The sequence below is a fragment of the Planktotalea sp. genome (assembly GCF_965659345.1).
In the GTDB taxonomy this organism is placed as follows: domain Bacteria; phylum Pseudomonadota; class Alphaproteobacteria; order Rhodobacterales; family Rhodobacteraceae; genus Planktotalea.
This window is the reverse complement of record NZ_CBFHVK010000004.1, coordinates 17,225-29,972: the sequence shown is the minus strand read 5'-3', so window position 1 is coordinate 29,972 and position 12,748 is coordinate 17,225. Positions and strand designations below refer to the sequence as shown.

General features: G+C 52.7%; 16 protein-coding genes. 4 read left to right on the top strand and 12 right to left on the bottom strand.

Translation table 11 applies throughout. From position 1 onward, the window contains the following. Window positions 1-161 precede the first annotated feature (161 nt). The gene (locus tag ACTG3Z_RS03790; RefSeq protein ID WP_439141330.1) at window positions 162-764 is read left to right on the top strand and encodes a pyridoxamine 5'-phosphate oxidase family protein; all 603 of its coding nucleotides are present in this window, start codon (window positions 162-164) and stop codon (window positions 762-764) included. Window positions 765-768: 4 nt separating this feature from the next. Here ACTG3Z_RS03790 and zapE read toward each other — a convergent pair whose 3' ends face one another. After that, entirely contained in the window at window positions 769-1,827 is a 1,059-nt protein-coding gene (gene zapE, locus ACTG3Z_RS03785) for a cell division protein ZapE (RefSeq protein ID WP_439141329.1), read from the bottom strand. 102 nt (window positions 1,828-1,929) lie between these two features. On the opposite strand from zapE, the gene ACTG3Z_RS03780 reads away from it, so the two are divergent. After that, a complete protein-coding gene (locus ACTG3Z_RS03780; protein WP_439141327.1) occupies window positions 1,930-3,171 on the top strand; it encodes an MFS transporter in 1,242 nt (413 codons plus the stop codon). A 50-nt stretch (window positions 3,172-3,221) separates the two neighbouring features. On the opposite strand, the gene ACTG3Z_RS03775 is transcribed toward ACTG3Z_RS03780, so the two are convergent. From ACTG3Z_RS03775 to ACTG3Z_RS03755, 5 genes are read right to left on the bottom strand one after another with little or no spacing between them, the layout of a single operon-like run. After that, entirely contained in the window at window positions 3,222-4,127 is a 906-nt protein-coding gene (locus tag ACTG3Z_RS03775) for an ornithine cyclodeaminase family protein (RefSeq protein ID WP_439141326.1), read from the bottom strand. Then, complete coding sequence (locus ACTG3Z_RS03770; protein WP_439141324.1) at window positions 4,124-4,744, bottom strand: HAD family hydrolase; 621 nt, start codon at window positions 4,742-4,744, stop codon at window positions 4,124-4,126. The genes ACTG3Z_RS03775 and ACTG3Z_RS03770 overlap by 4 nt, the downstream gene beginning before the upstream one ends. After that, window positions 4,744-5,199, bottom strand: coding sequence for a YaiI/YqxD family protein (locus tag ACTG3Z_RS03765; protein ID WP_439141323.1), 456 nt, complete (start codon window positions 5,197-5,199; stop codon window positions 4,744-4,746). The genes ACTG3Z_RS03770 and ACTG3Z_RS03765 overlap by 1 nt, the downstream gene beginning before the upstream one ends. Continuing rightward, window positions 5,196-6,026, bottom strand: coding sequence for an S-formylglutathione hydrolase (fghA, locus tag ACTG3Z_RS03760; protein WP_439141322.1), 831 nt, complete (start codon window positions 6,024-6,026; stop codon window positions 5,196-5,198). The genes ACTG3Z_RS03765 and fghA overlap by 4 nt, the downstream gene beginning before the upstream one ends. Window positions 6,027-6,056: 30 nt before the next feature. Further along, a complete protein-coding gene (locus ACTG3Z_RS03755) occupies window positions 6,057-6,986 on the bottom strand; it encodes an AEC family transporter (protein WP_439141552.1) in 930 nt (309 codons plus the stop codon). A gap of 177 nt (window positions 6,987-7,163) precedes the next feature. Here ACTG3Z_RS03755 and ACTG3Z_RS03750 point away from each other — a divergent pair, with 177 nt between their 5' ends. Continuing rightward, the gene (locus ACTG3Z_RS03750) at window positions 7,164-7,790 is read left to right on the top strand and encodes a TetR/AcrR family transcriptional regulator (protein WP_439141320.1); all 627 of its coding nucleotides are present in this window, start codon (window positions 7,164-7,166) and stop codon (window positions 7,788-7,790) included. 4 nt (window positions 7,791-7,794) lie between these two features. Here the strand turns inward: ACTG3Z_RS03750 and ACTG3Z_RS03745 are convergent, their stop codons facing one another. From ACTG3Z_RS03745 to ACTG3Z_RS03730, 4 genes are all read right to left on the bottom strand, one after another. Next, complete coding sequence (locus ACTG3Z_RS03745) at window positions 7,795-8,007, bottom strand: hypothetical protein (RefSeq protein WP_439141319.1); 213 nt, start codon at window positions 8,005-8,007, stop codon at window positions 7,795-7,797. A gap of 167 nt (window positions 8,008-8,174) precedes the next feature. Beyond that, window positions 8,175-9,350: a 23S rRNA (adenine(2503)-C(2))-methyltransferase RlmN gene (rlmN, locus tag ACTG3Z_RS03740; RefSeq protein WP_439141318.1), complete on the bottom strand. Its 1,176-nt coding sequence runs from the start codon at window positions 9,348-9,350 to the stop codon at window positions 8,175-8,177. A gap of 85 nt (window positions 9,351-9,435) precedes the next feature. Then, window positions 9,436-9,825, bottom strand: a complete 390-nt coding sequence (locus ACTG3Z_RS03735; RefSeq protein ID WP_439141316.1) for a GFA family protein — start codon at window positions 9,823-9,825, stop codon at window positions 9,436-9,438. A 61-nt stretch (window positions 9,826-9,886) separates the two neighbouring features. Continuing rightward, window positions 9,887-10,414 (bottom strand): invasion associated locus B family protein, encoded by a 528-nt coding sequence (locus ACTG3Z_RS03730; RefSeq protein ID WP_439141315.1) that lies wholly within the window; start codon window positions 10,412-10,414, stop codon window positions 9,887-9,889. Window positions 10,415-10,588: 174 nt separating this feature from the next. Here ACTG3Z_RS03730 and ACTG3Z_RS03725 point away from each other — a divergent pair, with 174 nt between their 5' ends. Next, window positions 10,589-11,587 (top strand): asparaginase, encoded by a 999-nt coding sequence (locus ACTG3Z_RS03725; protein WP_439141313.1) that lies wholly within the window; start codon window positions 10,589-10,591, stop codon window positions 11,585-11,587. On the opposite strand, the gene ACTG3Z_RS03720 is transcribed toward ACTG3Z_RS03725, so the two are convergent. Together ACTG3Z_RS03720 and ACTG3Z_RS03715 are read right to left on the bottom strand one after the other, a co-directional pair. Next, window positions 11,584-12,000, bottom strand: coding sequence for a thioredoxin family protein (locus ACTG3Z_RS03720; RefSeq protein WP_439141312.1), 417 nt, complete (start codon window positions 11,998-12,000; stop codon window positions 11,584-11,586). The genes ACTG3Z_RS03725 and ACTG3Z_RS03720 overlap by 4 nt on opposite strands. A 24-nt stretch (window positions 12,001-12,024) precedes the next feature. Further along, window positions 12,025-12,738 (bottom strand): cytochrome c biogenesis CcdA family protein, encoded by a 714-nt coding sequence (locus ACTG3Z_RS03715; protein WP_439141311.1) that lies wholly within the window; start codon window positions 12,736-12,738, stop codon window positions 12,025-12,027. Between the last annotated feature and the right edge of the window lie 10 nt (window positions 12,739-12,748).

The following is a 12,748-nucleotide window of genomic DNA, read 5'->3' as shown; positions in this document are numbered from 1 at the left end:
CGGGACCAACGTCTGATCGAGCGGCGTGCGGAAAATGGGACTTAATAACAGGCAAAGACTTGAAGGAGCTTTTAAGGCTCCTTCTTTTTTTGTTGGATTGATTTTCAAAACCCGCAGAAAAAGTGTTATCATAAGACACCTGTCAGGCATTGGAGCGCATCATGAAACCTATCAAAACCATAGCTGCTTTGGAGGAGATATATGGCGAAGCAAATCCACGCTCTTTGACCAAAGTCGTTACTCAGATGACACCGCTTTATCGCGAATGGATTGAAGCGTGCCGCTTTGTTGTGATTTCAACCGTCGGTCCAGAAGGAACAGATGGCAGCCCAAGGGGTGATGACGGGTCCGTTGTTACAATTGCTGACAATAAAACGCTATTGATGCCCGACTGGTTCGGCAACAATCGTGTGGATACCCTTCGCAACGTGGTGCGAGACGAACGCGTGAGCCTGATGTTTATGATCCCTAGCAGTACCAATGTTGTGCGTGTGAACGGCACGGGGATAGTGACGGATGATGCCGAAGTGCTGAAGCGATTTGAGAAAAAGGGTAAGCTTCCAAGAAGCGTTCTCGCGATCACGATTACAGAGATGTATTTCCAATGTGCGAAAGCCTTGATGCGCTCTAAACTTTGGAGCGATGAACAAAGCGATCAAACGGTCCCGACAGCTGGTGCCTTCGTCAAAGAACGCGATGCGATGTTTGACGCGGATGGCTATGATGCGGGCTATCCAGAGTATGCCAAGTCGCGCATGTGGTAACGGTTTACGCATGCCCCCAGTCGGCGCTTTGCATCTCGCGCAGTCGGCTTGCGGTGCGCTCGAACTCGAACGTACCCGTGCCTTCAACGTATAGCATTTCTGGTGACGCCGCCGCGGATGCAATCAGCTGTACCTTGGCTTCGTAAAGCGCGTCGATTAGCGTCACGAACCGCTTTGCTTCGTTAAAGTTATTGCGACTAAGGCGGGGAATATCTTCAAGGATCAAGACGCGCGCGGCTTCCGCTATGGTCAGATAATCCGCAGGCCCAAGTGGCGCGCCGCACAGATTGAAGAAACTTGCGCGGGCCACACCATTGTGAAAACCGGGCAATCTTACTTTTCGTCCCTGCACGATCAGGTCAAGCGGCTTGCCTTTGCCATCGCTCAAACGCTGCCAAACCTCTTCGATCTGCGCGCGTGAGGTGTGATCAATCGGCGTGAAATAACTCGGCGAGCCCGCAAGCCGATCTTGACGATAGTCCGTGTCACTGGAGAGTTCCGCCACCTCCATCCGGTCTTTCAAGAGGGCAATAAAGGGTAAGAAGAGCTGCCTGTTCAAACCGTCTTTATATAGGTCTTCGGGGATGCGGTTGGACGTCGTTACAATGACAACGCCTGCTTCCATCAACATCTCGAACAAGCGCCCCACGATCATGGCATCGGTAATATCGGTGATTTGCATTTCATCAAAAGCAAGCAGCTTGACTTCAGCGATGACGGCTTGTGCGACGGGCTTCAAAGCGTCTTCAATCCCGTCTTTGCGTGCCTTGTGCATACCCGCATGAATTTCTTGCATGAAAGCATGGAAATGCACGCGTCGCGACGGAACAGGAGAGGCATCTACAAACAAGTCCATCAACATCGACTTGCCGCGACCAACGCCGCCCCAAAGATAAAGCCCCTTGGGGGGTGGCGGCGCTTTTCGAAATAGGCCTTTTTTCACAGGCTCAGCAAGTGCTGCGCGAATGCGCTCGAACCGCGTAAGCGCAAGCTCTTGTACTGGGTCGGCGGTGAGCTCACCATTTGTAACGCGCGCGGCGTAGATGTCTAAGAGGGTGTCCATGCTGCTCTTTAACTTGTGTGTTGCGGCGCGAAAAGAGCGCGTGCGATTGACCTGCGCTTTAAAAGGCTTAACGTCGCGCGGCGACCACCAGAAAGTCCAAATATGAAACAGCAGTCTTCCTTGTTCACGCCCGTCCTTATCGTTGGCTGCGTTATAATTTTGGTAAACTTCGCGATCCGCGCGTCTTTTGGCGTATTCCAGATCCCGATCGCGACAGAGTTTAACTGGCTGCGTTCAGAATTCTCGCTCGCCATTGCGATTCAGAACCTCGCGTGGGGCATCGGCCAGCCAATTTTTGGGGCTTTGGCTGAAAAGATCGGAGATCGCAAAGCCATCATCATCGGTGCTGTCATTTATGCTGCAGGCCTTGTGCTATCGTCTTTCGCAGTGACGCCAGAAGCCCATCAGATGCTCGAAATTCTCGTTGGATTTGGCGTCGCTGGCACGGGGTTCGGCGTTATTCTTGCTGTCGTTGGGCGGGCAAGTTCTGATGCGAACCGGTCTATGTCACTTGCGATTGCCACAGCTGCTGGCAGCGCGGGTCAGGTTGTTGGTGCACCGACTGCCGAATTGCTGTTGACCTTTATGCCTTGGCAAAACGTGTTCATCGTATTTGCTGCTGCCATTCTTGCAGTGCTGATGTTGCTGCCTTTTATGCGCGCTCCACAAACTGCGGGCAAAGCAGAGCTGGAGCAGAGCCTTGGCCAAGTCCTAAAAGGCGCGTTCAAGGATCCAACATACACGTTCATTTTCCTCGGCTTTTTCAGCTGCGGTTATCAGCTCGCCTTTATCACTGCGCATTTTCCAGCATTTGTGACCGAGATGTGTGGCCCAATCCTGCCAGGTGGTGCTTTGCACGCGGCTGGCATTACGACGACGTCTGCCCTTGGCGCTCTCGCAATCGCCTTGATCGGGGCGGCCAATATAGCGGGCACGCTGTTCGCCGGGTGGCTCGGTAACCGTTATTCCAAAAAATACTTGTTGGCGGGAATTTACACGGGCCGTACGATTATCGCGATCATCTTCATCATGATGCCGATTACGCCAACGTCGGTGATTATTTTCTCTGTAGCCATGGGGTCCTTATGGTTGGCCACGGTCCCACTCACGTCTGGTCTCGTCGCACACATTTATGGCCTGCGCTACATGGGTACGCTCTATGGGATCGTGTTTTTCAGTCACCAGCTTGGTAGTTTTCTAGGCGTTTGGCTCGGTGGCCGAATGTATGATGTGTATGGAAGCTATACCGTCGTATGGTGGGTCGGCATCGGTGTTGGCGCGTTTAGTGCAATCATACATTTGCCCATCAGGGAACGAAAACTCGCACGCCCACTCACGGCTTAGATTTCATTTTTCCAAATAAACTCCGGGGGTCTGGGGGCTGGCCCCCAGCTCTAACCTTTGTAGCGATCCAGAACATACCGGCTCACCATCAAATCTAAATGCGCGCCACCGCCATTTTTGAAGAGCGTTATGTCATCGCTTGAACGTCGTTTGAAGCCATCAGCGGAATAGTAATCTGCAATCAAATCAGAGCGACTTATTGCGCCGCTCTCCAAAGGGATTTGGACCTCGCCGATGTGCCCAATCGTAGTGTCAAAGCTATCTACAAAAACCCGCGCTTTCTGTAGTGCGGCATCATCTGCTTCACGCATGTCAGGCCGATAAGCGCCAATCAGATCTACGTGTTGACCCGCTTGCAACCATTCGCCGCGCAAGATAGGCTCTGTGCTCATTGTCGCGCTGGTAATAATATCTGCCTCGCTTACTGCGCGTTCCAAGTCATCGGCAACAACTGATCTACGCTCATTCGCAAACTGTTCAGCGTTCGCGCGCGTGCGGCTCCAAACTGTGAACTCTGCATCGGCAAACCCAGCGCTGTAGGCGTCATGCAAAGAGCGCGCTACAGTGCCTGACCCGATGATCAGAATTTTGCGGCTCTCTGGACGCGCAAGACGCAATGCACCGAGCAAGCTATCCCCTGCGGTTTTCCATTTGGTGATCAAATGAAAATCGATAATTGCTTCTAGTTTTCCATGCGCGTCATCAAACAGCGACACCGCACCGTTGATCATCGGCACACCCGCTTGCGGATTGTCAGGGAAAACAGTGGCGCATTTCACAGCAAGACCAAGCCCATCAATCCACGCAGATCGGTTCAGCAGAGTATCCTTACCACGATAAAGAAACGTATCAGCAATTTCTGCTTTGGGAAGCTGATGTCCCGCGACCAATGCCTCCGTCAGGCCAATCCAGTCGAGCCCTTTTTGCCCATCGTCAAACCCGATCTGAACGCTCATGCTGCTTCGCCTTTGCTTAACAGGTGTTCAGAAACCAGCCGCGCTGCCCAGCCTTTCGATCCTTCGAACAAATGTGTCTGCCAGCCCCGTGCTGCAGCCGCTTCAATGTTGTCCAAACGATCATCTGTGAAAAGCAAGCGCTTGGGCTCAATCCCGCAATCGGTTTCGAGCTGTGCATAGATATCCGCGTCAGGTTTGATGACCTTCATATACCCAGATACATAAGCGCGATCAAATTCGTTGAGAAAGTCATATTCTGTTTGCGCGTAGGCAAAGCTCTCAACCCCGAAATTGGTGAGTGCGAATACGGGAACACCTTTCGCTTGCAAAGCCCGCATCAAACGCACCGAATGCGCAATCGCGGGGGAGGCCATTTCTATCCAGTTGTCGTGCCACATACGGATATCATCGCGGATTTCAGGATAAAGCTCAGCTGTTTCGTAAATCACATCGCGAAACGGCTCACCGCGATCCACGCGGTCATTCATTTTGTGCAGATCGACGGTATCAAAAATTGCGCGGCGTCGTTGCTCGCCAATCACGCGATCATAAAACCGCTCTGGCTGCCACTCGATCAACACGTTGCCAATGTCAAAGATTACCGCGTCTACAGTCATTAGCTTTTTCCTTTTGCTGCCCTCAACGCGCGTTCCAATGAATCCAGAAACCGCGATCTGTCGGTTTTGGAGAAAGGCTTGCCGCTACCACCCGCACCAAGCGGATTGGCTTCGCGCAGGTCAGCCATTAAATCGCGCATTGCCAAACGTTGCCCTATGTTGGCCGCCGTGAAACGGTCCCCATTGTGCTGCAACACTTCTGCCCCTGCTTCAACGCATTTCGCGGCCAAGGGAATGTCGCCTGTCACTACAACGTCCGCAGGGCCACAACGATCTGCGATCCACATATCAGCAACATCTGGTCCGGCATCGACGATGATGTTTTCCACCAATGGGTTTGATGAGGGGCGCAAGCCACCGTTTGAAACGACATACATCGTTACACCGTGGCGGGTTGCGACCTTTTCTGCTTCGGCTTTAACCGGACAGGCATCTGCGTCAATGTAGACGCTCATGCATACAGCGCTTCGGCGTGGAAAGTCACATGATCTTCCATGAAGGTCGAAATAAAGAAGTAGCTGTGATCATAACCCGGCTGCATGCGAAAGGTCATTTGCTGTCGGCGCTGAGTTGCGGCATCAGCCAGAGTTTCAGGCTTGAGCAGATCAAGGAATTGATCGTTGGTGCCTGTATCGATGAGCACAGGTCCATCAAAGCCCTTTTCCTTCATCAACAAAGCGGCGTCGTGCTTGGCCCATGTGCTTTCGTCGCTACCAAGATATGCGCCCAATTGCTTGCGTCCCCAATCCGATGCAGTCGGATTGCAGATGGGTGCGAAAGCGGAAACAGAGCGAAAGCGCCCCTCTAAATTCATCGCCAGAGTGAGTGCGCCATGGCCACCCATCGAATGACCCGTGATGCCCTGACGCTCCATATCGACTTCAAATTGATCCTCAATGAGCGCAGGGAGCTCATCTGCAAGGTAGCTCCACATTTTGAAATGAGGTGACCATGGGGTTTCGGTTGCATCCACGTAAAATCCAGCACCTTGGCCAAGATCGTATGCTTCGTCATTGGCAACGCCTTCGCCGCGCGGGGAAGTGTCGGGGAAGATCAATGCAATTCCTTGCTCTGCCGCCCAGTTTTGCGCACCCGCTTTGACCATCGCGTTTTCGTGTGTGCAGGTCAGGCCAGACAGAAACCACAAAACGGGGACAGGGCCATTTTCTGCTTCAGCTGGCATGAATAAGCCGAAGGTCATATCGCCACCGCAGACCTTTGAAGTGTGCGTGTATACACCTTGTTTACCACCAAAGCAGGCATTTTCGGATACAGTTATCATGGATATTAACTCCTATTTCGGGGCCTTGGCCTATAGTTGGCCGACCCACCCAATGACTAAAGAAACGGTCACAATGCTTATCGCGGTTGAGACCAAAATGGCGGCGGACACCCTTTGAGGAGCGACGTTATAATGCTGCGCCAACATGTAGACGTTGCCTGCGACTGGCAAGGCGGCAGCGGCGATAATCACTGCTGCGGAATACGGGTCGAGCGGGAAGATGTAAATTGCAGCGATGGCGACGAAAGCAGGATGCAACACCAATTTGCAGAACGTAAGCCACGCAGCGACTTCGATCTTTTCTGTGGACTTGCTCGCCAGTGACGCCCCGATCGCGAAAAGCGCACCGGGTGTTGCCGCCGCGCCAAGTAGCTCTGTAAAGGCGAAAACCGGTTTGGGCAAAGGCAGGCCAGTCGCTGACCACGTCAGGCCAAGCACCATAGAGACGATCATTGGGTTTTTCAGCAGGCCAATCCCGATGGTTTTGAAGATTGAAAGCTCAAAGCGCCCGTCTTGGGCGATGGACATCAAAATAACGATCAGGCTGGAAAACACGACAAGATCTACAGCCAACACCAACATCACAGGGCCAATCGCTTGTTCCCCCATGAGTAGAACCAGCATCGGCACGCCTAAGAAGCCTGTGTTTCCGATCACTGCGCATTGCGCTTCGATTGCGGTTTTGGCCATGCTTTGTCTGCGTAAAAGTGCCACGATGGTTGCGACACCATATATGAATGCCGTGCCCCAAAGGTACGCGACGACAAGTCTGCCGTTCCAAATGTCGCTGAACGATAGGGTCGCAGAAAAGCGAAATAGCATTGCGGACAGGGCAAAATAAAAGACGAATTTTGTGAGATATGCTGTCGCTTCAGGGGTGAAGAAGCCCGTGCGCCCTGCGCCAAAGCCAAGAGCAATGACCGCAAAGAAAGGCAGCGTTTGTAAAAAGATATCCAGCATTGCATCAGAGGTAACTTGCTCTGCGAAACGGAGCAAGATGGAAGAGCGTGGTCCTTGCCTCAAACGTCACAGTGTTAGGTTTTTTCGATAAGTTGTGTTCGCGAAGTAGGTAAGCAAGCGTGTTTATGTTAGCAAATGCATCTAGCACGGCAGTCGAACTGCGCTTTGGAGTTTTTTGTGAACATACAAGACACAGCAATCCGCAAGGGGCGCAAATTTGCTCAGGTCTTAGCAGGCGCGCGGGACGTGTTTCTTGCGCAAGGCTTTAGTGCGAGCAATATGGATCATGTTGCAAAAGCCAGCGGTGTGTCTAAGGCAACGCTTTATAGCTATTTTCCGGACAAGGAGAGCTTGTTCATCGTTGTTGTCCAAACCGAATGCGCGCGCCAATCTGATGAGGCGATGGAACACATTGATCAAAATGAACCGCCAGCCATCGTTCTAAGCAACGCTGCACGGCACCTTTTAGGTTTCATGACCTCTGATTTCGGACAAAGCATGTTTCGCATATGTGTCGCCCAAGCAGATCGGTTTCCTGAACTTGGTTTGGCATTTTATCAAAGCGGACCCATGGTCGTGCGGGAAAAGCTTGGCGCTTATCTCAGGGTGGCGGCAGAGGCAGGCCAGCTTGAAATTGCGGATTTTGACTTGGCGGCAGATCAGTTTGGTGAGCTTTGCAAAGCCGACATTTTTCTTAAGATTCTTTTCGGGTTTCAGACCGTTTTCGAACAATCAGAATTAGACCGCATTATAGACGGTGCAGTCAGCACCTTCTTAGCGAAATATGGTGCCAAAGATCTTTGACGCATTAAAACGTGTTGAAGGACGCTGGGATCGGCGCAATTTCGATACCGTGAGGCACAGTCGTCAACATTCGGCCGCGCCGCGTATCACTTATTCCATAGCCCAAACGTGCCAGTCGGTGCTTTAGCTCATCGCGAGTTGCAACATTACGAAGTTCTGGACGCACCAAGTTCAAGATGCGTGAGATCGTAACTGGGTCTGCCGCGTGATATGTCATAGTCGTCTCCTTGAGTGGTGGTACGAAAGTCATATTCGATGCAGTTTCACGCTCCGCTAGGACTGTGTCCTTAATGAGTGCAAAATGTGCAGCTTTGACGCCGTAGACCTGTCCACTGATCAAGTAGACTCAAGGTATGAATATAAAATGAAGCGTTGGCGTGTCTTTTACAGACCGGCATCTGCCTCGATCTGTTTACGAGATTTGCGCGCACGCTCTGTCGCCGATTTAAGCTGGCCACAGGCGGCCATAATATCCTCGCCGCGTGGCTTTCGAATGGGCGACGCATAGCCGGCTTTGTAGATGATATCGGCAAAGCGGTGAATGCGATTACCCGAAGAGCGTTTGTAAGGGGCGCCTGGCCATTCGTTGAAAGGGATCAGGTTGATCTTGGCTGGAATGCCTTCGATCAATTTGATCAAACGATGTGCATCGGCATCCGTGTCATTGATCCCGTCTAGCATCACATACTCAAAGGTAATCCGCTCAGAATTGGACACGCGCGGATAGGCCCGCAGAGCTTCAACAAGCTCTTCGATATTCCAACGTTTGTTGATCGGTACCAGCTTGTCCCGCACCTCATCTGTGGTTGCGTGGAAACTAATGGCGAGTTGGCAGCCAATCTCTTCTGCAGTGCGGGCAATTTCGGGAACAACCCCTGACGTAGACAATGTAATACGACGGCGCGACAGCTGAATGCCCTCGGCGTCCATAGCGATCTTCATCGCGTCGCGCACGTTCTCAAAGTTATACAGCGGCTCGCCCATGCCCATCAAAACGATGTTGCTGAGCAAGCGTGTCTCGTCTTTGGGCGCGCCTTGCTCCGGCCATTCATCCAGATCATCACGCGCGATCATGACTTGGCCGATGATCTCACCTGCGGTCAGGTTTCTAACCAGCTTTTGTGTGCCTGTGTGGCAGAAGGAACAGGTCAGTGTGCAGCCAACTTGAGAGGACACACAGAGCGTGCCGCGACCGTCTTCGGGAATATAGACGACCTCTACCTCGTGACCGCCAGCGATTTTGACGAGATATTTGCGTGTGCCATCTTCAGAGACTTGGCGTGTGACAACTTCAGGCACTTCAATAACAAATTTTTCAGCAAGATCAGCCCGAAACGCTTTGCTCAGGTTCGTCATTTCGGCAAAGTCGCGCTTGCCCCATTGATAGATCCATTGCCAAATCTGACCAACGCGCATCTTGGCTTGCTTTTCAGGCGTGCCAGTTTCAATCAAAGCGGTTCGCATGCCTTCGCGCGTAAGTCCAACAAGGTTGATCGGACCCTCAGGCAATTTGCGCGGGATCGTCATTACATCTTGCGTGATCGGAGCTGTGGCCGTCATGATGGATCGCCTTTTTGAGGTGTTGGCGCGCTATACAACGGATTCGGGGGCGAAGTGAAGGTGCGTGATATCACGCACCCTACGGTCAGTGATTAGGTTGCTCCAACGCGGCGTGAGTCCAATTCAGAATTTCGTCGCTGTGATACTGTGCTGCGGGCATGACGGCGTTGGGATCATTCAAGAGCACCGCATAGAAGTGACACTCATTTGGAAAGCGTTCGCTGCGAAAAAACATCGGGGATCCGCATGTTCCGCAAAACCCACGTTCATTGCCGGGGCTGCTGTCATAAGAAACAGGCGTTTTGCCAGTCCAGTGCCATCGCCCGCTTTCCTGTCCGATCCAAGTCGTGAATGGGGAGGACGTCGCGCGTCTGCAACTCTCGCAGTGGCAATGCCCGACAAAATTATGTGGCCCGATCAGAGTGAATGTGCATGCGCCGCATAAGCAATGTCCTTGCACTACGGCTTCGGTCATGCCCCATCCTTCACTCGTTACTGGGTTTCAGTAGGGTGGCGTGCTTTTGCACGCACCCATATCACTTGCAGCGCTTCTCAGACTCTTCAACAGACGCGGTGAAACCTAGAAGAGAAAACGTATCTTTTGTCTGTGTGCCACGGCCAGACCGCGCTGTCATGACAGCACTGCTGCCACGCTTCATAGCTGTAATGATCTTCGCATCATCCGCAGGTGTTGCAGGCCACGCCCATTCACCATCTGTAAACAGTTCAAACTGAGTGCCGCTGATGTTCATATTAACGGTCGACCCGCTTGCAAACGGATAACCACCTGTAAACGTGACTTGACCCGTCACACCGGACCCCGGGCGATTGAAGACGAACAACAAAATATCACCGCGACGGGCCGCGACAACACGGCCGCCGCGCGTGTTTACTGTCTCTTTTGGGGACGAAACGCTCCAGCATTCCTTAGGATTGCTTTCTACGAAAACGCTCCAATCGGTGTTTGCGCCAACGCGGTTCGTGCTCTGTGCCTGAGCAAATGCGCCCGTCGCTGCCACAGCCAAAGCTGCTGCCAAACTTGTGCGCGTGATCCATGAATTCATCGTGTCCAGCCTCCAGCTGTCCTTAACCTCAATCACTACCTTTTGCGCGCCACCTGTTCTCGGCTCTCCTCGCTAAAGGTATTTTTCTTCTCGACAAAAACACATTAGCCTGAAATCCACCACAGGTGAATGCCTGCTTGGCATTTTTTCGCCGTTCAAATTCTGGAGATTACCATGATTGCACCTGTTCCTTTAGCTGAGATTTGGCGCGGCGAATTTTTGGAAAGCGTTCATCTCGGGCATGCCATCATTTGTGATGGCGCAGGCGAGATTGTGGACGCTTGGGGCAATCCTGAAGAAATTGTACTGCCTAGGTCGTCTTCCAAGATGTTGCAGGGCATCCCGTTGATCACTTCGGGCGCTGCGGACGCCGCAGGTTTGAGCACTGAGCATCTCGCGCTGGCCTGCGCATCTCATCAAGGAGCTGCGATCCACACTGACCGTGTTTCCGCATGGCTCGATGATCTAGGACTTGGGGAAAGCGATATGCGCTGCGGTTCGCAAATGCCGGACGATTTACCTGCAAAAACTGATTTGATCAAAACAGACAAAAGCCCTTGCCAGATTCACAACAACTGTTCTGGCAAACACGCTGGCTTTCTAACGCTCAGCAAGCATCTGGGGGCGGGACCGGAATATATTGACCCTACACATGCTGTGCAAAAAGCATGTCTTGACGCTTTTGAGCAGGCAACTCAGCTTACATCACCGGGTTTTGGCATTGATGGCTGTTCTGCCCCCAACCATGCAAGTTCCTTGCATGGCATTGCGCGTGCAATGGGTTTCTTTTCATCTGCGCATACGCGTTCTGATACCTTCAGCACTGCTGCTGCGCGATTGACCGAGGCGATGGCGCTGCATCCTGAATTGGTTGCCGGTGAAACACGTGCTTGCACCGAACTCATGCGTGCGATGGGTGGAAGAACCGCAATCAAGACAGGCGCCGAAGCATTCTATGTAGCGATCTTGCCAGAGCAACAGCTTGGCATAGCTCTCAAGGTGGCAGACGGAACAACGCGCGGTGCGGAATGTGCGATTGCAGCGCTCTTGGTACGTGCGGGTGTGCTTGATGCGAACCATCCCGCAACGCTGAAACGCATGAACGCCCCAATCACCAATTGGCGCGGGACGCTCACAGGATACATCAGGCCAGCGGCCAGTCTGGCAGCTTAGGCGTTTGTTGCCGCGCTAAGGGCTGCATCCATCAACTTCTTGATGTTGCGCTCGGACGTATCCGCAACGATGCGGCCTATCTCTTGCTTGCCTTTGAGGGCAACCAATGTCGAGCGGCGTGGAATCTTCAAACGATCTGCCATTTGTGATTTACCGTATGTGTCCCAATCAACATTGATGAACGTAATGTTCTGCTCATATGCGCCATCTTCGGACTTGAGCTTGTTCAGGACACGCTCTTGCGCGCGGCAAGTTCCACACCAAGGAGCTTTGAAATCCAGAAATACGGTTTCACCGGCTGCGAGGCGTTCTTTCATGAGGCCCGGCGTATAGTCCAGCGGTGCCGCAAATGCTGGCAAAGCAGGCAGTACCAGCGTTGCTGCGCCAGAGAGGATCAAAGTTCTACGGTTCATTTTCAACTCCTTGATTGGTTCAAATTATAAAACAACGGATAGATCTTGTAGCCAGATCGGCATGATATCGAGCAGCCAGCTTTCGATGACATAGTGCCATTTGAAGAAAAGCATAAAGCCCACAGCGATGAAGACGGCACCCAGTAAGGGACGCGCAGCAACTGCCAAGCGACGCATCGCCGCTTGGCGTTTTTGCAGAGCTGATCGGGCTCCATAGCCGAGTACGAGAATGATTGTTGAGATGCCGAGTGCAAAGAAGATCATGATGGACGTCGCGCGCAGCAAACTCTCTCCTTGGCTCGCCAGGGAAATTGCACCGCCAAGTGTCGGACCAACACAGGGGCTCCATACCGCGCCAAGCAGCATGCCACCGACGAATTGCCCCGTGAGTGAGCGGCGATCCACATCGTCAAGGCCGCTATCTGCTTTGGCGGCAAAACCAGCAGTTGCGGTTGAGAATACGGCAGAGGCTTGCGGGACCAACAGCACAATCCCGAAAAGGATCATCAGAACCGCGCCTGCTTGTGCGATATCATCCGCGTTAAGCCCAACGGCACGTCCAAAGGCAGAGACAGCGACGCCAAGAAGGACGAACGACAAGCTCATTCCAGCAGCTAGCGCAACGGGCCCCCAACGGCTGGCTTGCAGAGCAGTGGCCAGCACGATTGGTAACACCGGCAAGACGCAAGGGTTGATAAGCGTAAGCAGCCCTGCGCCGTATGCAAAGAGTAATTCCATACGAACGACC

Excerpts from the sequence above, each read along its gene's own strand:
- ACTG3Z_RS03755 (WP_439141552.1), bottom strand. The coding sequence starts at position 6,986 with ATGCTGGATATCTTTTTACAAACGCTGCCTTTCTTTGCGGTCATTGCT.
- ACTG3Z_RS03780 (WP_439141327.1), top strand. The coding sequence starts at position 1,930 with ATGAAACAGCAGTCTTCCTTGTTCACGCCCGTCCTTATCGTTGGCTGC.
- fghA (WP_439141322.1), bottom strand. The coding sequence starts at position 6,026 with ATGATAACTGTATCCGAAAATGCCTGCTTTGGTGGTAAACAAGGTGTA.
- ACTG3Z_RS03715 (WP_439141311.1), bottom strand. The coding sequence starts at position 12,738 with ATGGAATTACTCTTTGCATACGGCGCAGGGCTGCTTACGCTTATCAAC.
- rlmN (WP_439141318.1), bottom strand. The coding sequence starts at position 9,350 with ATGACGGCCACAGCTCCGATCACGCAAGATGTAATGACGATCCCGCGC.
- ACTG3Z_RS03735 (WP_439141316.1), bottom strand. The coding sequence starts at position 9,825 with ATGACCGAAGCCGTAGTGCAAGGACATTGCTTATGCGGCGCATGCACA.
- ACTG3Z_RS03765 (WP_439141323.1), bottom strand. The coding sequence starts at position 5,199 with ATGAGCGTCTACATTGACGCAGATGCCTGTCCGGTTAAAGCCGAAGCA.
- ACTG3Z_RS03745 (WP_439141319.1), bottom strand. The coding sequence starts at position 8,007 with ATGACATATCACGCGGCAGACCCAGTTACGATCTCACGCATCTTGAAC.
- zapE (WP_439141329.1), bottom strand. The coding sequence starts at position 1,827 with ATGGACACCCTCTTAGACATCTACGCCGCGCGCGTTACAAATGGTGAG.
- ACTG3Z_RS03720 (WP_439141312.1), bottom strand. The coding sequence starts at position 12,000 with ATGAACCGTAGAACTTTGATCCTCTCTGGCGCAGCAACGCTGGTACTG.
- ACTG3Z_RS03730 (WP_439141315.1), bottom strand. The coding sequence starts at position 10,414 with ATGAATTCATGGATCACGCGCACAAGTTTGGCAGCAGCTTTGGCTGTG.
- ACTG3Z_RS03775 (WP_439141326.1), bottom strand. The coding sequence starts at position 4,127 with ATGAGCGTTCAGATCGGGTTTGACGATGGGCAAAAAGGGCTCGACTGG.
- ACTG3Z_RS03790 (WP_439141330.1), top strand. The coding sequence starts at position 162 with ATGAAACCTATCAAAACCATAGCTGCTTTGGAGGAGATATATGGCGAA.
- ACTG3Z_RS03725 (WP_439141313.1), top strand. The coding sequence starts at position 10,589 with ATGATTGCACCTGTTCCTTTAGCTGAGATTTGGCGCGGCGAATTTTTG.
- ACTG3Z_RS03770 (WP_439141324.1), bottom strand. The coding sequence starts at position 4,744 with ATGACTGTAGACGCGGTAATCTTTGACATTGGCAACGTGTTGATCGAG.